The following is a 19,309-nucleotide window of genomic DNA, read 5'->3' as shown; positions in this document are numbered from 1 at the left end:
GCGGCGGTGGTGGCCGGGCCGAGCCGGGCCACCACCGCCGCAGGTGCCTTCCGGTTACAGGACGGTGCGGTAGGCGTTGTGGATCGTGCCGGTGTAGGTGTTTCCGGCGGTGTCGGCGAGGGCTGTCCTGAAGGAGACGGTGCCGGGCTTCCTCGGGTTGGTAATGACCAGGTAAGGCTTGCCGCTCGCCGCGCTGTGCACGGTGACCGGCTTCCAGGTGCGGCCGCCGTCGTACGACGCCTTCACCGTCAGCGACTTCAGACGCCCCTTGGCCGCCGCCGGGCCCTGCAGGGACAACGGGACGGTGATCCGGGCGCCCGCCTTCGCCGTGCCGGTCAGGCTCAGCTTGGGATGGAATCGGACGACGGAGAGCGGCCAGGCGACAGTCCGGGTCTCGGGCGTGTTCGCCGAGGTGAACGTCCACACGCCCTCGACGTGGTCACTGATCTTGTAGCCCTTGCTGCGGTCGGCGGTGATGGACAGCTTGTAGCGCGCCGTCCCGGCCCGCAGGTTGAAGTAGGTGTTCGGGCAGGTGTCCTCGGTGAAGTCGCCTATGACCTTGCTGCCGGAAGTGAGCCGTGTGTGGACACTGTTCTGCGCGGAGTACGAGAAGTCGCCGGGTCCGTCCGAGAACATGGGCACGCACAGTGCGTAGTACCGTCCGATCCGCAGACCGCCCACGACCTTCGTCGGTGTCACGATCGGGCCGTGGACCCCGCCGTCGAGAGTGACCCGGTAGGTACGGTCCGGTGCGAAGCGGCGCGAGGCGGTGAAGGCGGTCAGACCCTCCCCGTCCGTACCGTTCTGCGTCCGGCCACCGAGGATCCAGCGCACGCCGTGGTCGGTCGACAAGTACTGCACGATCTTGGCGGTCGGTGCCGCACGCAGTGGCCCTTCGAGGGTGGACGTGGCCTGGTCGAGCGCCGGCCAGCCCGGCGTGGTCCACGCGTTGTTCTGCGCGGTCTGCGCCTTGGTCAGGGCCGTAGCGACGGAGGTGTCGACCCTGGCCATGCCCCGGGTGGAGGCGAAGGTACGGGTGAGGCCGTCGAAGAAGCCGCCGGTGCGCGTGGTCACCAGGTTGTACGCCGGTGATGTCGCGGTGCGCTGCCAGACGCCGCCGGCCTGGGCGATGAAGGAGTCCGCGGGGGCGTTCGGGCCGACCTGGCCGAGGAAGCTGGTCCTTGCGTCGAGGTCGGTGCCGATGGCGAGGTCGTAGGCCGGCTTGGCGCCGCGGGCGGCGAAGACGACCTGGCCGTCGCGGAGGGTGGCCCGGCGGTCCGGAGCGGTCACCTTCACCGGCTTGGCCTTGCGCCCGTCGAGGGCGACGGTGGTGTCGTGGTCGAGCACGAGGTGGGGAGCGACCAACTGGGCGGACCGGCCTGCCGGGGTGATGGTCGTCGCGCTGATCGCGTAGCGCCCTCGGGGCAGCCGCAGGGTGACCGTGCCGTTGCGTGGCTTTCCGTCGTCATAGGGCGTGAACTGCTTGCCCGTGTCCAGGCCCGCCACGGTGACGTCGGGCTCGTTGTCGCGCTTGCCGTCCCGGCGGGTGGTGACCAGGGTCAGCGTGTGCGTCTCCACCTCGCGGTTGACCGCAAGGGCGGTGCGGACGCTCTGTCCGTCACCGCTCGCGGTGACCGCCCCGGAGTAGACGCCGTCGGCGCTGCCGAGGCGGGTGTCGGCCGTGACCGTCGCCTTTGCGGTGCCGCCGGCGGGGACGGTCAGCCGGGCGGGGGAGACGGTGACCATGCCGGTGGGCGCGGCCTTGCCGTCGGGGCCGGCCGCAGTGATGCCCAGGTCCAGGGTGACCGGCCGGGTGCCGTCGTTGCGGTAGGTGAGAGTCCTGGTGACGGGGGTGTCGTCGTCGTGCGGCCAGGGGTCCGGGGTGCCGAAGTCGACCGAGGACGGCTCGCTGCCGACGGTGGTGCCGATCGCCCGGGGCAGGTCGGCCCGGCCGACGCCGACGTCGTACGGAGTCACGCCGCTCAGCGTCCTGGCCGAGGCCGTGAGGGCGGACTTGAGCCGCTCGCCGGTCCAGCGCGGGTGCTCCTGGGCCAGGATGGCGGCGGCGCCCGCGGTGTGCGGGGTGGCCATCGAGGTGCCGGACATCGACACATAGCCGGGCGCCTCGTCGTTGCCCTCGATACCGTGGGCGGCCTTCGCGGCGATGATGTCGACGCCGGGCGCGGCGATGTCCGGCTTGAGGCGGCCGTCGGCGGTGGGGCCGCGGCTGGACCAGGAGGCGATCTTCTCGTGGCGGTCGACGGCGGCCACCGTCAGGGCGGCCGCGGCCGCTCCCGGGGAGCCGACGGTGGTGTCCGAGGGGCCGGAGTTGCCGGCGGCGATCACGAACAGGGCGCCGGAGGAGGCCGACAGGTCGTTCACGGCCTTCTCCAGGGGGTCGACGCCCGGGGTGTCGACCTCGCCGAGGCTCATGTTGACGACCCTGGCCCCCTGCGCCACGGCCCACTGCATACCGGCGATGATGTCCGAGTTGTCACCGAAGCCGGTGTCGTCCAGGACCTTGCCGACCAGCAACTCCGCGCCGGGAGCCACGCCCTCGTACTTCCCGCCGCTCTTCGCGCCGGAGCCCACAACGGTGGAGGCGACGTGGGTGCCGTGGCCCTGCCTGTCGTCGGTGGAGCCGGAGCCGCTGAAGTCCTTGGCCTTGAGGATCTTGCCCTTGAGGTCCGGGTGGGTGGCGTCGATGCCGGTGTCCAGGACGGCGACCTTGACGCCCTTGCCGTCGTAGCCCGCCTTCCAGGCCGTCGGGGCACCGATCTGCGCGACCCCTCCGTGCGGGTCGGGAGCGACGGCGTCCCGCGCGCTGATCTTGACCCGCCCGTCCAGCCACACGCGGTCGATACCGGGGGCAGCGGTCACGGCGGAGCGGCCACCGGTGGAGTCGGTCAGCGCCTGCCACACCTTGCCCGCGTCCGGCTTGTCGGCGGTCAGCGCGTCGCCGTGGATGGCCGACAGCCGGTGCGTGACCTCCGCCGGGCCGGCGGAGAGGGATTCCCTGGCTTCCTTCTGAACAGCGCTCGAGCCGTCGTAGGAGACGATCAGCGGCACCTGCTTGCGATGGGCGTCGTCGTAGCCGTCCTTGACCAGCTGCGTGACGTCGAACAGTCGGCGGTCCAGCCTGCCGCTGCCCAGCAGCCTCGTCGCGTCGAGCGGAACGACATAGGTGTGGCCGGCGACGCGCCGTACCGAGTACCCGATGCCGCTACGGCCCTTGCCCGGCCGGACCTCGACCACCCGGCCGTTGCCGTCCACGCGGACGGTGTCACCGGTCAGCAGCGTCACGCGCGCGGCCGGCTTGGTCAGGCCGCCCGGGGGCACGGTGGACGGTCCGGCCGGCCTGATCGGTGCGGCGGAGGTGACCGTCGCGGTCGCGGTGAGGCCGGCCAGGGCCAGCACGGCAGCGATGCCGCACACCGTCCTGGCGTGCCCGCGCGGTCTCCCGCTGGTCCATTGGCGCTTGTTCCGCAAAGAAGTTCCCTTTCCCCGTGGTCGGTGCATGGGTTGTACGCAGCCGCGTACGCGATTGGCGGAGCGGCCCCGAGTCACCGAGGGGAATGGGGCCCGGGGCCGCTTGCCAGAGGGCCGGTGGCGGGGGGTTTGCCACCGGCCCGCACCGACTCTGCAGGGGCGGGGAGTTGTTAAGTAGGCCCTGACCAGTACTGAAAAATGCGGAACGTCGGCTGATGCGCGTCGGTCCCGGCACGGCGCCGCGGTCGCCGCCTGTCAACCGATCAGTTCATGATCGAGGCAGTCGGGCTCGCACTGGGCACCGGAACGGGAAAGGCCGCCAAGTCCGGTGACCAACGGCCTGAAAGAGCCGAACCGCGGGGAGGGAGCCCCGGTCACCTCGCCGGCGTGGAGAGTGAGCCCTGCGGCGAGTACCTTCCGTAGCCTGCCGCGCGCCGAGGTGGGCGCCGACCCGGACTGGACGTATGTCTCTCCGGCCGACGAGATCGCCCCCGGCGAGCGCACCGGCAAAGGCAAGTTGCACGACGCCCGCATCGACAACCAGCTCGCCACCGGCGGAACCCGCCGACCGGGGTCGAGGTGGGCAGCGCGGCCGTCGCACGGGGCACGGACGGCATGCTGACCCCGGCAACGGGCGTGAAGACCCGCTTCGTCGGCGCGGCGACCGACGAGCCGCACTTGCCGCGCCAACGCACCTCTACGTGGGCGACCACCTCGACTGGCTGTGGCGCGCCGATTTCCCGACCCGCAGGATGGGCACCGAAGCAGTGCATTCGTTGAGGGCGTCGCCTGTCTCTCGGCAGACGTCTGCTGCTTGAGTGTGCGCGTCGGACGCCTCGTCGTACCGGCGTAAGTCGGTGAGTACCGCGCCCAGGTTTCCGAGCGCCAAGCTGCGGTATCAGATGCGATCCCGGTCGCCGACCCGGGGCCGTGGCGTGGGGGCCGCGGTTCCGGTCGGTGCCCGGGGTGCGGGCCGAGCCAACGGAAGCACCGGAGGCGACGCAGGCATAGTAGTCGGGTTCTTCCAGCAACCCGAGCGGCGATGTCTTTCGCCGGGGAGACGCGCTGGTGAACCGCTTTCAGTTCGTCGCCGACCACCAGCGCCACCCGACCGCCCCGCGCCTGGCTGTCTACCATTCCCTCATCGAGGGAGATGTGTCAGGGCGGCAGGCGCCGTCTGGTCGTCGGTGGCGCTGGCAGCCTGAAGACCGCCTCGGGGCTCGACGGCGTGGTGGGCGCGATCAGGCCAGTTGGTCGCGGAGCCACTGCAGGCTCCAGGGGACGATCTCCTGGGCCTTCTGCATGGCGCAGTGGGTGGCGTTCGGGACGAGCCGGACGACGGTGTTCGGGCGGGACTCCAGCGGCCTGGAGTCGTCGGCCGGGACGTGCTGGTCCTTGTCTCCGTTGACGTACAGCAGCGGCACGGGGTCGCTGCCCCAGCCGTCCAGGAGCCCTTGCGTACGCAGTGAGAAGGCGGCCATGGCGGCCTGGAGGTCGGCGAGGCTCAGCTCGGCGTCAAGCCGCAGGGAGTTGCCGAAGATGCCGGGCATGCCATAGCGGAGCCGGGCGGCGGCCTCGGGGGAGAAGGCGGTGTCGATGAGCCCGCCGATGCTCACCGCGGCGTCGACCATCCGGCGCAGGGCCAGCTTGATCGTCCAGTGGCCGCCGAAGCTGAAGCCTACGGTGCCCACCTTGCGCGCCTCGGGAAAGCGGTGGCGCAGCCAGGCGAGGACGTCACCGACGTACAGCTCTCCGTCGGGGCCGTTGGCGACCGGCGATTCGCCGGTGCCGGCCATGTCGACGGTGGCCACCCGCGCGCCGACCAGACGAGCCGTCGCGAGCGCGGTGGCGTGCACCTCGACCTTCCAGGTGTCCACACCGCTGAAGACCAGCACGATCGGGGCGTCGGCAGGCAGGTTCTCGGGGACGTAGAGGTGAGTGGGGACCTGCACGGTCTCTCCGCGGAAGTCCACGTCGATCACGTGACGCTCGAAGGGCACCTCGAAGTCCGACGAGGCCTCCAGGAAGGTGCGCAGGTGGTTCTCGTAAGCCCGGGTGTGTGCCGCGTTGCCGCCCAGGACCGGGAACTTGGCGATCCCGAACAGGTGGCTGGCCTTCAGCAGATCACCGTCCTTCTCGGCCTGCTCGGCAAAAAGGGACCACTCGTGCGCCCAGCCCCCGGGGCCCTCGGCCCACAGGTCGCTGATGCGACGGGCCATCTCCTCCATGACAGCGTCCTCGGTACCCCCGAATCGCCACTGGGGCGCGCGCTCCTCGATGAGTTCGGCGGGGTCTACGGCGAAGGTGAACGGCATGGTGCGGCCCTCCAGAGGGTGAGACGGCGAGACGGCGAGTCTCCACCCGCCTAAGTATGCACTACGGTGCACCTATGCATCTCTAATGCATCTATAGAATGAGGACAGCGCGAACCGAGTACACCGACCGTGACTTCCGAGGCGAGGGAACACACGTGCCCCGTTCACCCGCGGCAGCCGAAGGCCCGGCAGACCCGACCGAGCGGCCGATGGGCCGCAGGGAGCGGCAGCGACAGAGAATCCGTTCCGCGATCCTGGATGCCGCCTTGGAGCTGTTCGCTGAACAGGGCTATGCCGCAACGACCATCGGCCAGATCGCGGAACGTGCCGACCTTGCCCGCCGAACCGTCTTCAACCACTTCCCCCGCAAGCGGGACATGCTGGATGCCTGGAGGGTCGAGCGCCGGGAGCTCGTGGCCGCCCGGCTGGGTGATGGAGGTGTCCACCGAGCCCCGGCCCGCCGTCAGCTCGAACTCCAGATGGAAGTCCTGGCCAGGGTGAACGAGGAAAACCCCAGGATGGCCCGAGTTCTCTCGCTGGGCTGGCTGAGCGAACTGGGGACTTTCGAGAGCCCCTTCCCGGTCTTCGATACGTTCCGCGACAGCGTCCGCCGCGGCCAGGAGAGCGGCGACTTCCGTCCCTCCGTGACCCCGGAAACCGTCGCGGAAATCCTCAGCGCGGTGTACACCGAAACCCTCCATCGCTGGCTCCAGGCGCATCAGCACACCGATCAGTCGTTCCCTCTCGGCCCGGCCCTTCAGGCGAAACTCGACCTCCTTCTTGACGGCCTGACGGCACCCCAGGGCTGACGGCACCCCGGGACTGGGGGCACCTCAGGCCGACGACGCGCCGCATCCGCCTCCCGCCGCGGCTGGCATGTCGGCCGGGCGGGACCTCGGCGAAGGCTCAGGTGTGCACGATGGCCTCATGCCGGTGCGACTGCTGGTCCGGGCTTTGGGGGCGAGCGACTGCTGCGCACTGTTCACTTTCCCTTGGGCCAGTGATGCGCGCCCGCACGACCAAGGCCGGGCAAAAGAATGTGCACTGCCAGTGCATGGATGCACTGGCGGCGCTATAAATGATCCAGGATCACCGGCGCCACTGGCCGACAAGCGCCCTCTGATCCCTCCGTATCTGCAACGCCCATCAGCTGCCTTCGTCAAGTCGGAGCAGGCTCCGGCTTTTTCGGCAGACATGAACACTTCACTTTCGCATCCAGTTCAGCCTTGAGAGGACCCGCGCCTGATCACGAACACGACCGGAACCGCCGTCCGTCCCGCAGGTGAAAGCGGTGTCTTCCGCATCGGCGGCGACCTGCCGGTCCACCGCCTCGGCTTCGGCACCATGCGCCTGACCGGCCCCCCGGGGTCTGGGGGGAGCCCGCTGACCGCGCCGAGGCCGTACGCGTCCTGCGCCGTGCGGTCGAGCTGGGTGTCACCTTCATCGACACCGCCGACTCCTACGGCCCGTTCACCGCCGAGCAGCTCATCCGCGAGGCCCTGCACCCCTACGCGGACGACCTGGTCATCGCCACCAAGGGCGGCCTGACCCGGCAGGGCCCCGGCCAGTGGCTGCCGGTGGGCCGCCCGGAGTACTTGCGCCAGCAGGTCGAACTGAGCCTGCGTCACCTCGGCCTGGAGCGGATCGACCTTTACCAGCTGCACAGGATCGACCCGCAGGTGCCCCTCGCCGACCAGCTCGGCGCGCTGGCCGAGCTGCGGGAGGCCGGCAAGATCCGGCACATCGGCCTGTCGGAGGTCTCCCTGGCCGAACTGGAGGAGGCCCGGGCCATCACCGAGATCGTGTCGGTGCAGAACATGTACAACCTCGCCGAGCGTAAATCCGAGGACGTCCTGGAATACGCGGAGGCAAACGGCATCGGGTTCATCCCGTGGTTCCCCATCGCCACCGGACAGCTGGCCAGGCCGGGCGGCCCTCTCGACGCCGTTGCCAAGGAGTACGACGCGACGCCGTCCCAGCTCGCGCTGGCCTGGCTGCTGCGCCGCTCGCCGGCGCTGCTGCCAATCCCCGGCACGTCCTCGGTGGCCCACGTGGAGGAGAACATCGGCGCGGCTCGGATCCGGCTCTCCGACAGCGCTTATCAGTCCTGGTCGACGCCGTCTGAGTGTGTCGGGCGCAGTCACGGTCTGCGGGCCGGAGAGACACGCCCTGCGGTGCCGGCCTGGGCGGCCGCAGGGCGCATTCGACCGGTACATCTCCACCCGATACGAGTGACGCGAATGGTCGTAGCCTCATCAGTGCCAGGATTACGCCGTGGCTCTGTTCGACGAGCTGGAGAAGAACGAGGCAGTCCGCCGCCGGATCACCGTCGTCCACTGACCTGTTCGCGATCCTGCCGCCGGTCCGGCCGCGGACGTGGAGGGGCCGGACCGACGTCGATCGCCGCGAGCAGAACGGCCCGGCAGGCAGAGGGGCGGCAAGATCGATTGGCGCGGAGCACTTGGTTTCCCACACCCGGCCGACCTCGGCAGCCAGTGGGCCCGGTCGACCAATCTTGCCCTCCAGGACCAGAGCGCCGCACTGCGCCGGGTAAGGGACAACATCCCCTACTTCGGCGGTGACCCCGGCAACATCACCGTGGCGGGGACGGTCGCCGGTGCCCTCTCCATCGGAGCCCTGATCGGCCTCTTCCGCAAGGCGATCCAGCAGAGCGCCCTCCTCGCCGGACGCCACCCACACCGCCCACAATCCCGTGTCCCACAGCAACCGTTGCCGCATTCCACCACGGTGGGCCCTCCAGGTCGGGGCGCTACCACAGGCGCCCCGGGGGAAACGGGGACGACTCGAAGGCCGTGCGCCCGACATCGCCTGCGTGAGTTCGTCGCGGATTCCTCCGGGCTGCAGTAGGAGCTCTCAGGCAGCGAGTCGTCGCGTGCCCCTGATGCACCTGATGTGTCGTCAGGTAAGTCGGCATCTGATCAGCACCAGTCCTCGCGCGTTCCGAGAAGCCTGCCCGAACAGACCCTCGTGGGCAGCGTCACAACAGCCAGGTTCGCACGGAAGCCCAGTCAGGAGCCTCCTTGTTGGAGTGAAGCGATGTTCCTCACAATCTTCGAGTCAAGCGCGCGCCGGTTGTGCAGCGAAGACCGCCCTTGACCTGCACAAAGCAGGCAGGGAGCCGTCTTCCAGGAGTCCAAAGTGCCGCGTACTTTGTTCAAGTCCAACATCTAGCGCTTCGGTATCTGTGCAGGTCAGAAGCGCGATGGAGTCGCTCGGGTCAGCAAGTGCTCAGCATGAGACGCGGAGACGTCCCGGCTTACTGGCCAGCTACGGCGTGCCGCCCGCGGAAGAGGGTAGCGTGCCTGCGGCTGCTGCACGCGAATGGTCACCCAGCCCAGACCCCGCCAGCAGCCGGGTTGCCGGACACCAGAGTGACGGGGAAGCACTCCGAGTGCCCGCTGGAGAGATTCGCCCTGATCGGGACGCAGTCCCGGACGGCGACGACGCTATGGCGAACGCGGAGTCGCACACCACGGTCGGCGCCGACGGCTCGTAGAGGCTCGGCGTTGCCCGTAGCTGCCATGCCAAGCGGGCCGCCGAGTGGAGCCGTGAGGTAGCGGAGCGCTGGCTCGGTCTGCGCGGTCTCACCGAACGCCGTGGCCAGGGCGACCTCTTGCGCCGACCACCTTCGGGACTTGGGCTGACGGATGCGTGGCCCCGTACGGCCGAGGCCGAGCGCGGCCGAATCCCTCGGCGGACTGGCGGCCACGGCCGCCCGTGTGGCGCAGCAGTCGTGGGCCTGCGGGGTTGCCACCAGGCGTGAGCCGAGGTGCCGGCGAGTGCCCAGGAGCTCTCTGCGGAGGACCCGGCCCGCACACGAGACGGATCCGCCTGGCCTTGGTCGGTCTAGGGCAGGGGACGCAGCGGCTGTGGCGCGGGTGAGCGTGAAACCTGCCCGCGGTCGACGGCCGCTGCGCGGGCCGAACCGACTACGAGCCTGCCGAGTGGGCCCGTCGGGAGGCGGCCTGCAACCGTCCAGCACGATTACACTCAAACCCCTGTACAAGCAGAGGTGCGAGGCATTTCCCCTGCTCCTTCCTGGTCAGACCGATCACCGGCCTCACTGACACGATCCGCCGGCCGAATGAGCCCGCGTACGGTCGAGAGCTGGAAGCCGCACCACTGTCCACTCACTCCTGGGCTGCCCAAGGCCTGGAGGGAGCACGCCGCGGCGGCGCACTCGCCCGCCAGAACCTGCTCGCCGCGAACACCGTCGTCAGTCAGGCGATCCGCACCTGGCGAGGCTCTTCCCCGGCATCGGTTCGTGCCCCCGGCCCGCGGGCCCCGTCACGCATGGCCTTGGTCAATGTCGACGAGATCTCCAGCACGGTGCTCACCTACCTGCGCCCGACCGGCGACACCTGGCGCGAGGCGGCCTTGCAGGGTGGGCCCACCACCATGTGGAAGCCCACCTTGATTTTGCGCAAACTGCGTGGCCTGCATCTGGAGATACCACCTCGCACCCGGGTCCACGTCTGGGAGAACCCCCGTGTGACCGAGGCTGCCGTCGGTTCCGGCGAGCAGTACGGCGCCCCTGAGCTGCGTCTCGGATGGCGTGCCGACGGTCGGCCTAACCACATTCTGTACACGGTGACGCTGGCCGACCGCAGGTCCGTCTACGACGGCGACTTTTACTGGTCTGGCATCGCACTGCCCACAAGCCGATGGTGTAGCGGTACGACGCCAAATGCGCCCCCCAACAAGGCTGTCAGTGCTGCCAGGTACCCTCGACTCATAGCCAATGCGGCCCGACGGGCTTCCGCTCCACCCCGGTGGAGTTTCGAAGGACATGCCCCCACCCGCACGAGTCTCTTCGTGCTGCCCGGGGGAAGTCCTTGCTGTTCCGCGCGTCCGCGAAAACGGTCGCCGTCATGGCGCTCGACGGTTCGCTGTTCCTGCACCTCACCGACAATTTCGTCCACATGCACGGCTACCGGCCCGGTACCTCGGAGCTGCGCTCCTGGGAGCGCAGCATCCCCGTCCTTGCCACCGCGCTCAACGACGCGGGCCTGGGTGACGTGGAGGTCATGCTGGAGTACGCGCTCCCGCTGAACAGCAAACGCGCCGACGTCGTCCTCGCCGGAGTTCACCCGGCCACAGGGGAGCCGTCGTACGTCGTGGTGGAACTCAAGCAGTGGAGCCAGGCCCTTCCCCACGAGGACGACCCCACCCTCTGCCATGTCGACGCCTACGCACACCCGGTCCTCAACCCGATCGAGCAGGTGCGCCGCTACTGCGAGTACCTCGTCAACTTCAACGGGGCGGTGGCCGAACACGGCCACCGGGTCAACGGGGTGGCGTTCCTGCACAACGCTACCGAGTTCGGTGTGACCGGGCTGAGGGAGATCGAACGCGACGGTCACGGCCTGCTCTTCACCGGGGAGCGCCGAGGCGCCTTCCTCGACCACCTCCGTACGAGGCTGAGCGACAAGCAGCCGGGGTCAGGGGCGGCGGACGAACTCTGCGCAGGCGTCGCCGTGCCGTCGAAGCAACTGATGTCCGTGGCCGCCGAAGAAGTAAGGGAGCGGACGCAGTTCGTGCTCCTCGACGAGCAGCAGGTCGCGTACCGCATGGTGCTCAACGCGGTGCAGAAGGCGAAGAACGCCGACCGTAAGGAAGTCGTCATCGTCACGGGAGGACCCGGCACCGGAAAGAGCGTGATCGCCCTCCAACTGCTCGGAGAGCTTTACCGGCGTGGCGTACCGGCGCTGCACGCCACCGGCTCCCAGTCCTTCACCAAGACGATGCGGAAGATCGCCGGGGCCCGCAAGCGGGAAGTGCAGGACCTGTTCAAGTACTTCAACAGCTTCATGACCGCCGAGAAGAACAGCCTGGGTGCCCTGATCTGCGATGAGGCCCACCGCATCCGGGAGACCTCTGCCAACCGTTATACCCGCGCCGAGCACCGGACCGGCAGGGCCCAGATCGACGAACTCATCGACGTCGCCTACGTGCCCGTCTTCTTTCTCGACGAGCACCAGGTCGTGCGCCCGGGCGAGATGGGCACCGTCGCCGACATCAAGGAGGCGGCGGCGAAGCGGGACATCCCGTGCCACGTCGTACCCCTGGACAGCCAGTTCCGCTGCGGCGGCAGCGACGCCTACCTGCGCTGGGTGGTCCGACTCCTCGGACTGGAGCCCGGCGGACCGGTCACCTGGGAGCCCGACGGCCGCATGCAGCTCCTGGTTGCCGAGAGCCCTCAGGAGATGGAGGCGTTCCTGGAGGCCCGGCGAGCCCAGGGCTACGGTGCCCGCATGTCCGCCGGCTACTGCTGGCGCTGGTCCCCGGAGCCCAGGCCCGGCGAGCCGCTGCCGCCCGATGTCGTCATCGGCGACTGGGCCCGCCCCTGGAACCTGCGCGGCGACCGCTCCGTCTCCGGCGCGCCTCCGGCCGCCCTGTGGGCCACCGACCCGGCCGGCTTCGGCCAGGTCGGCTGCGTCTACACCTCGCAGGGCTTCGAGTACGACTGGTCCGGGGTCATCATCGGCCCCGACCTGCTCTGGCGCGGTGACCGCTGGGTCACCGATCGCACGGAGTCCAAGGACCCGGTGTTCAGGCGATCCACCTCCGACGCCGACGTGGACCGGCTGATCCGCAACACCTACAAGGTGCTGCTCACCCGGGGCATGGTCGGCACAGTCGTGTACTCGACCGACTCGGAGACGCGCGCGAAGCTGAGGGAGCTCGTGGGTGGTTCAGCGCGGGAATCGGCTCGGGTGTGACAGCGGAGTGCACGGCAGGACAGCGCGGTTGTCGTGAGTCGGCGAAGCCATTCCATTGAACTGGCTGAAAGGCGTTCGTTGTTTCCGGGACGAGTCGGTGCCTGTCTAAGATCACTGACACCGGTCGCGGCCCGACGGGCTTCCTACGTGGACACGCCCCCACCCGCACGAGTTACTCGTGCCCTGGGGGAACCTCCTCGTGTCCATGCTCCTGCTGCGATTGTCGGCACGGGACTTGCTGGCTCTGCACGCACGGCGCCGCCTGGTGCCGCACCTGGCCGCCCGCTGGGTGCACTTCGGGCGAGGTGAGTCCTCTGACGGCGAGCGCTCCGCGTGGGCCAGGAGCCTTGTCTCCCTCGCCGAGGACCTGGTGGCCGCAGAGCGGGGCCACGTCGAGATGATCGTCGAATGCTCGCCGACCGTGGACGAATCCGAAGGTCCAGCCGAAGGCGGGCAGATCGACGTGGTTCTCGTGGGCAGGCACCCCGCGGAAGGCACCCTTTCCGTGCAACTCGTCGAGTTGAAGCAGTGGTCGGCAGTGACGAGGGTGGAGGCTGCGACAGCTGATCTCGTCTACGTCGACGGGATCGACGATCCCGTCAAGCACCCTGCCCTTCAGCTCAGTGAATACCACGCACTGTTCACCGGCCCCACAGGTCCGCTGAGCGGGCTGCAGTTCGAGTGTGGTGGGTTCGCGTATCTGCACAACGCCACGGATGAATCCGTCCGGCCACTGCTCAGTGTCGACGCGCCTACAGGTCCCTACGCGCACACGTACACGAGTGACACCCGGGACAGGCTTCTCGACGACCTCCGGCACCACTTCACCGCCGAGGACGACTACTCAGCGGCCGAGTACATACTGCACCGGATGAACCTCCGGAACACGCCGCTTCTCGACGCCATGGTCAACTCGTGCGGAGAGGACACGGTCTTCACCTTGCGGGGACGCCAGGGAAAGGTGGCCGGTGACGTACTCAAGGCTTCGGAGCTGATTCTGGACGGCCCGGACCGAGAGGCGATCGTTCCCCGTCCGCAGCACGCCGTCTTCCTGGTCAGCGGAGGGCCCGGCACCGGAAAAAGCGCCATCGGGCTACAACTACGAGCCGATCTCGAAGCCGCCGGTCGAACGGTGAAGTACGCGAGTGGTTCGCGGGCCTTCAACGCCGCGATCAAGGAGAACGTAGGGTACACCGAGGCAGAGTTTCGGCAGCGCTTCGCCTATTTCAGCAGTTTCGTGAAAGTGCCGAGTCCGCCGCTGGACGTGTTGATTTGCGACGAGGCGCACCGGCTACGGGACAAGACCACCAACTACCGCCTCCCCGCGGAGAAGCAGGGCACCAAGGCACAGGTGGACGAGTTGCTCGACGCGTCACGTCTGACCGTCTTCTTCCTGGACGCCGGCCAGACCGTGCGCCCGCAAGAGGTCGGCACCGTGGAACTCATCGAGGACGCCGCGCGACGCCGCGATGCGGTCGTCCGTCGCTACCATCTGACGGAGCAGTACCGTTGCGGAGGCAGTGATGCCTACCTCCGCTGGGTCCGGGCGTTCCTCGGCGTTTCTACACAGGAGCCCCACGCATGGGTCCCGGACGGACTCATGCACATCGAGGTCGTCGATACGCCCGACGAGATGGAGCACATAGTCCGCACCGAGTTCGAGGCAGGAGCGACCGCCCGGATGGTGGCTGGATACTGCTGGCCCTGGAGCAAGCCGGACGAGAACAAGAACCTCGAGAGGGACGTGCGCATCGGTGGCTGGCACCGCTCGTGGAACGCGTCCAGTGAGTCCTTCTGCGCCAACGGCGAGCCACCGTCGAAAATCTGGCCCGTGCACGATGCCGGCATCGGACAGATCGGCTGCGTCTACACCGCACAAGGACTCGAGTGGGACTGGTGCGGGGTGATCATGGGCGATGACATGGTCTGGCGTACCGACCACTGGGTCTTCCGGCGAGGAAAGCAGCGCAAGGACCCGAAAGCCGGCGTGATGCGGGTCGCAGAGCCTGGGTCGCTCGATCCCAAGGTCCGGATCAGCACCCTCGACGACGACGAATTCGCGCGCTGCGTGCGTCACGCCTACCACGTCCTGCTGACCAGAGCGAGCCGGGCGACTGTCCTCTACTCCACCGACGCGGAGACCCGGCGTCACCTCAGGAAGCTGGTCGGGGAGACCGACGTGCAGGGGCTTCGGCCGACTCAGTCGACCATCCCTCCCGAGCTGAGGATCGCGCGGCGCAGTGGGGCCGCACGGAGCCGCAGGGCCCGACGAGCGCAGTACAAAGCCAAGTTGAAGAACGAAATGATGTTGTTCTGAGCCCTGCGCTCAAGGTGGAGTGGCGGGCCCCGGTGCCCGCCACTCGCCTGCTTCAGAAGAGCAGGTGCGCTGCCGACATCATGGCCGTCACCAACAGGTTGGCGACAACATTGATGGCGACGTCCGCAAGCACCTTACGGAGCCGGACGAAACGTGCAGGCTGGTACTCGACAGGGTCCATACGTGACCACTCCTTGGCGGTGAGCAGGAATGGTGGGGGGACGGCCCACCGGGCATCCGCTCACACACCGCGCGCATCGGCACGGCGATTCACCACCACTGCTCACATGCCGCCGACTGGCGCATGAACTCCGCACTTGTACCCCTCCGGGACAATGCACAGCACAAGTCACCTTACTGCACACGCCCTTGTGCAGTCGCATGAGCGAAGAACCGCGTCCGTGGGTGTCGGCAGCAGGTCTGCCTTCGACGGACGACGTGCGCGCTCAACCCAGCCGTGCGTGCGGCAGTCCGGCGGACGTCAGGAGGTCGGCGGCAGCCAGCGTGCAGCCTGCTCGCGGCTGACCTTGGCGGCGTCCACGTACCACTTCCGGCGGCCGGGATCCCACCGGGCGCCGAGCTGCTTCTTCGCCTCGTTCCGGTCCGCGTAGGGGACTTCGAGATAGAGGCGCTCTCCGTCGGTGCGGCCCGCTCCGCCGGCCTTCCTCACGCCTGTCGCTCGCGGGTTCCAAGCTGCCCTCTCCTTGCGGGCACGCTCGATGACTCGCCCCACTCGCTCGCACGCCACCGGGTCGGTGAGCCGCATCATCAGATCGGTGGGTCCTTTGTTGGCGAGGAGGTTCAATGAGCCGTGCCACAGCACGCTGCCGTCCAGGATCAGTACCTTCTCGTGCATCCGCTCGCGGAACTCGACCCGGCAGCCCACTGCACGCAGTTCGTCGACGAGGACCTGGACACGTTCCGCCGCGGCATCAGTCGTCTGCTCCTGCGGATTCCTGGTGGTGACCGTCACCTGCACGCCGTCCACGATCCGCTTCGCAAGATGCGCCGACCAGGTGCGGACCGGCTGGCGGTCCAGGAACGGTGAGTACAACTCGATGGTGCGTGCGGCCCTCGCGATGTCCCACTGGATGGCCGCGGGCACTTCATCAGCGGGGAAGAATGCGGGCCGGGCCAGTTCCTCGTCGGACAGGGCGGACAACTGGGCGGCGTCGCGGATCGGGATGAGCTGGTCCACGGACATGCACTGCGCGTTCGCATCGAGGTGGTCGAGCATGCGCAGCGCCTCGCTGCCGGCAGCCAGATGCTCACGCAGGTGCTCGATGTCCGCGAGGACGACGAGATGGTCCTGCGCCCGGCTCAGCGCGACGTTGAGCAGTCGGCAGGTGTGCGAGGACAGGCCACTGCCGTTGAAGAAGTACCCCGGTGACTTGCCCGACCCGGCTGTCGTATCGAGGATGACGATCGGCCGCTGGCTCCCTTGGAACCGGTGGACGGTGTCCACGAGCCCTTCGTACGGCTTCCCGAAACGGTACGCCAGGCTGTTCTTGAGGGCCTGTACCTGCGCGCGGTACGGGGCGATCACCGCCAACCGGTCCGTGGCCTGCTCGCCGACGGGTACGTCCTCCGCCTTTCGGCCGGGCAGGACGCCCTCGTACTGAAGGCCGCGGACGAGTTCGTGGACGGCGGCCTCATGCACCGTGTTGGTGAGGTGGTCGCGCCCGGTGATCCGCTGCTTCGAGGTGTCGATGAGGATCACCGGTGCGTCGACCAGGGGATTGAACGGAATGCGTGAGTTGCCTCCCCGTCCTGTGGACAGGGGCGCGTCGGGATAGGCGACGGTGTTGACCAGGTCGCAGATCGGACTGCGCATCCGGTACTGGGTGTTCAGCGTCACGAGCCGGTTGTCCGGCCGGACGGACCCGGACTCTCCGACCAGGCCCGCGGCGTGGAAGACGTCCCGCGCGCACCACCGCAGCGCGTGGTCGCGTTCCTCCGGCGTCGCCTTGCGGTCGCCGCTGCCCTTGGTCACCGCCGGCAGTTGACGGAAGTCGCCCGCTACGACGACCCGCTTTCCGGCGAGGCCTGCCGCATACCAGGCGGAGGGAAGGTCGACCATCCCCGCCTCGTCAATGACGACCACGTCGACCTGGTCGAGCAGCTTGCGTGACTGGACGGCTTTGGCGACGGTCGCGCCGAGTACCCGGCACTTCGAGCGGACCGTGTCCTTCATCTTCCGCCGCTGCTCCTCCAGCGTGTTGATCTCCTGTTGGAGTCGGTCGGCCTGCGACACCAGCGATGCCCGGCCAGGAAGGCCGGACACCTTGACCTCTTCGGCAGACAGGGCGGATCGCAGTCGGGTCACCTCGGTCATGGCATGCCGCCAGGCACGCTCGGCAGCGGCGAGGTTCGACGCGATCGACTCCAGTCGTGCGCGGGCACTGACGACGACCGCGCGTGCTTCGTCCAATTGCTTCTGCTTCCGGTCGGCGAACAGGCCGCGTGGGACGCCGATCTTCTCGATCAGGGTCGTTTGTTCCACGATCTCCCTGCGAGCGCCGGCCTGGGCGGAGTTCGCCGCTTCGCGGCTCTGCGTCGCCTGTGCGTCCTGCTGTTGCGCCGTCGCGAGGTCAGTGCGGAGGACGTCCACCTTGTCGTGCGCGGCGATGCCCGCCTGCGTGGTGCGCAGCTCAGCGGCTCGTTCGGTGAGCGCGGCGTCCAGAGTGGCGGAGAGCCGCGCGGCGATCCGGTCGGGATCGACCTGCTCCCCGTACCTGTCCCGAAGCGAGGGGACCGTGATGTCCCCGGCACGCTGCACAAGCCCGTCCGGGAAGCGGGTCTCGGCTGAGAGAAGGTCGCAGACGCGTTCCAGTGCCTGATCGACGGCGACCTTGGTCGGTGCCAGGAAGAGGACCGTGAGGCCCTGCCGATAACTGCCCTCGATGATGTGACCGACAACATCGGTCTTGCCGGTGCCCGGTGGCCCCCACAGGAAGGTGACCTCGCCGGCGAGAGCTTGGGAGACCGCCTGACGTTGTCCGGAATTGAGCTGCAGGGAAGCCCAGTTCGCCACCCACCGGGCCATCGACCGTTCACTGCCCAGCCGCGGGCTGCCCCGGCCGACCATCCACCCGGCGCTCTCCAGCCGCACCGGATGTTCGGGCTGGCCCACTGCTTCGAGGCGTTCGGCGAGCGTGCGCCACCCGGCCGCGTCGTCCTCACGGATCTGCACGTTCGACGGAGCGTTCCCCAGGTCCATGGCGGTGGCCAGCCGCACGCTGCCGTCGGGAAGCCGCTTGGCCTCGGCTTGCGCCCAATCACCGGTGGAGCGGGACGGCCGGACCAGCACGGGCTTGCCGTCGAGGCCGTCCTGCCACTTGTGGCACTGGAACAGGTACTCGTACCGGCCCTCGGCGGACGAGGTCCGTCGCCCCTTGGACAAGGGAACCTTCTGATTGTCCTTGCCGTCGCTGCGCAGCTCGGCAGCGATCTCCAGTCGGACCGCGGCCAGCAGCTCGTCCACCGGATACGGCCGGTGTGACTCCTGCGCCATCTCCACCCCCGAGGTGATCGGCTCATCGCCCTGGCATGCGCCCAGGCCAGGGCACATGCCAGGGCGAGCCTATGTACACCGAGGTGAGGCAAGCGTGTTTCCGGTCAGCACTGGTTCCGGGGAGTTCTCCGGCCCTGCAGTCACCGACGTTGCTGAGCGCTAATGTGTCCGCTCCGACACGGTTCGTAGAACGGGAGGGGGACCCGTGAAGCTCACCTATCTCCGCTTCGAGGGCACGCCGGAGGAACTCGACGCGTCCGAGGTGGTTCGCGAGCTCGTCCAGCAGCTGCCCGGCACGGTCGACACCGCTCGCCCGACACCTCGGGTGGTCGCTGACCCCGACAGTGACGACGTCGTGGACTTCGGATGGCAAGTAGAGGGCGACGTGCCGGGGGTGGCGGACGAGGGGCAGGAGACGGTGAAGGCGCAGCTCGCCTTCAACCCCGCTGCGCAGCAGTTCATCGACTTCATGGCGGAAGCCGGCTCCTGGGAGAGTGTCGGAGTGCACGGCATCAAGCGCAAGACGTGGCAGGAGGGCGATCCGCTCGACTATTCCGGGTACCTCCGCCTCCGCCGCAAGGGCAGCCAGTTCGGCGGTTTCGCCTATGCCTTCGCGTCCACGGGCGTGGTCAACTTTCGTCTGCTGCACAGCGATGAGATCGCGGAGCTGGCGCCGGACGCCTATCCGCTCGCAACTGGCCACCGCCGATACAGGGTGAACATTCAGATTCGTGACGAAAACACTCTGAAGCAGGCTCTCGCCCTGGCTGAACTCGCTTATGACGCCACGTGAAGGGTGTTTTACTCTTGTATGTCATTGATCGGGCGGCTTCTGTCGCCTGCTTCGGCAGGAGGCGGCACGAGCATCCAGCCCACGTGGGCTGAATATCCTATAGTCCCGTCTTTCACGGACTCTTCCCATGTACCAGGC

General features: G+C 68.5%; 8 protein-coding genes and 2 pseudogenes. 6 read left to right on the top strand and 4 right to left on the bottom strand.

Annotated features, from left to right (window positions below; translation table 11 throughout):
• Window positions 1-54 precede the first annotated feature (54 nt).
• Together MQE23_RS06405 and MQE23_RS06400 are read right to left on the bottom strand one after the other, a co-directional pair.
• Entirely contained in the window at window positions 55-3,435 is a 3,381-nt protein-coding gene (locus MQE23_RS06405; protein WP_243378521.1) for a S8 family serine peptidase, read from the bottom strand.
• 1,295 nt (window positions 3,436-4,730) lie between these two features.
• Window positions 4,731-5,804, bottom strand: a complete 1,074-nt coding sequence (locus tag MQE23_RS06400) for an alpha/beta fold hydrolase (RefSeq protein WP_243378520.1) — start codon at window positions 5,802-5,804, stop codon at window positions 4,731-4,733.
• A gap of 155 nt (window positions 5,805-5,959) precedes the next feature.
• Here MQE23_RS06400 and MQE23_RS06395 point away from each other — a divergent pair, with 155 nt between their 5' ends.
• The 5 genes and pseudogenes from MQE23_RS06395 (at window position 5,960) to MQE23_RS06375 (ending at window position 14,864) form a co-directional block, all read left to right on the top strand.
• Window positions 5,960-6,613, top strand: a complete 654-nt coding sequence (locus tag MQE23_RS06395) for a TetR/AcrR family transcriptional regulator (protein ID WP_243378519.1) — start codon at window positions 5,960-5,962, stop codon at window positions 6,611-6,613.
• A gap of 436 nt (window positions 6,614-7,049) precedes the next feature.
• Window positions 7,050-7,912: pseudogene (locus MQE23_RS06390) on the top strand (aldo/keto reductase); the annotation flags it as partial.
• Window positions 7,913-8,324: 412 nt separating this feature from the next.
• A pseudogene (locus tag MQE23_RS06385) lies at window positions 8,325-8,477 on the top strand (carboxylesterase family protein); the annotation flags it as partial.
• A gap of 2,183 nt (window positions 8,478-10,660) precedes the next feature.
• On the top strand, window positions 10,661-12,547 hold the full coding sequence (locus tag MQE23_RS06380) for a DUF2075 domain-containing protein (RefSeq protein ID WP_243378518.1): 1,887 nt from the start codon (window positions 10,661-10,663) through the stop codon (window positions 12,545-12,547).
• A 205-nt stretch (window positions 12,548-12,752) separates the two neighbouring features.
• The gene (locus tag MQE23_RS06375; protein ID WP_243382517.1) at window positions 12,753-14,864 is read left to right on the top strand and encodes a DUF2075 domain-containing protein; all 2,112 of its coding nucleotides are present in this window, start codon (window positions 12,753-12,755) and stop codon (window positions 14,862-14,864) included.
• A 52-nt stretch (window positions 14,865-14,916) separates the two neighbouring features.
• Here MQE23_RS06375 and MQE23_RS06370 read toward each other — a convergent pair whose 3' ends face one another.
• Window positions 14,917-15,045, bottom strand: coding sequence for a DUF6408 family protein (locus MQE23_RS06370; RefSeq protein WP_243378517.1), 129 nt, complete (start codon window positions 15,043-15,045; stop codon window positions 14,917-14,919).
• Between the two features lie 300 nt (window positions 15,046-15,345).
• Window positions 15,346-18,378, bottom strand: a complete 3,033-nt coding sequence (locus MQE23_RS06365; protein ID WP_243378516.1) for an AAA domain-containing protein — start codon at window positions 18,376-18,378, stop codon at window positions 15,346-15,348.
• A 205-nt stretch (window positions 18,379-18,583) separates the two neighbouring features.
• On the opposite strand from MQE23_RS06365, the gene MQE23_RS06360 reads away from it, so the two are divergent.
• Window positions 18,584-19,171: a hypothetical protein gene (locus MQE23_RS06360; RefSeq protein ID WP_243378515.1), complete on the top strand. Its 588-nt coding sequence runs from the start codon at window positions 18,584-18,586 to the stop codon at window positions 19,169-19,171.
• Window positions 19,172-19,309 lie beyond the last annotated feature (138 nt).

Origin of the sequence: Streptomyces sp. HP-A2021 (assembly GCF_022807935.1) — a bacterium.
Classification (GTDB): Bacteria; Actinomycetota; Actinomycetes; order Streptomycetales; family Streptomycetaceae; genus Streptomyces; species Streptomyces afghaniensis.
Note: the sequence above shows the minus strand (reverse complement) of the source record. Positions and strands in the feature narration are given on the sequence as shown.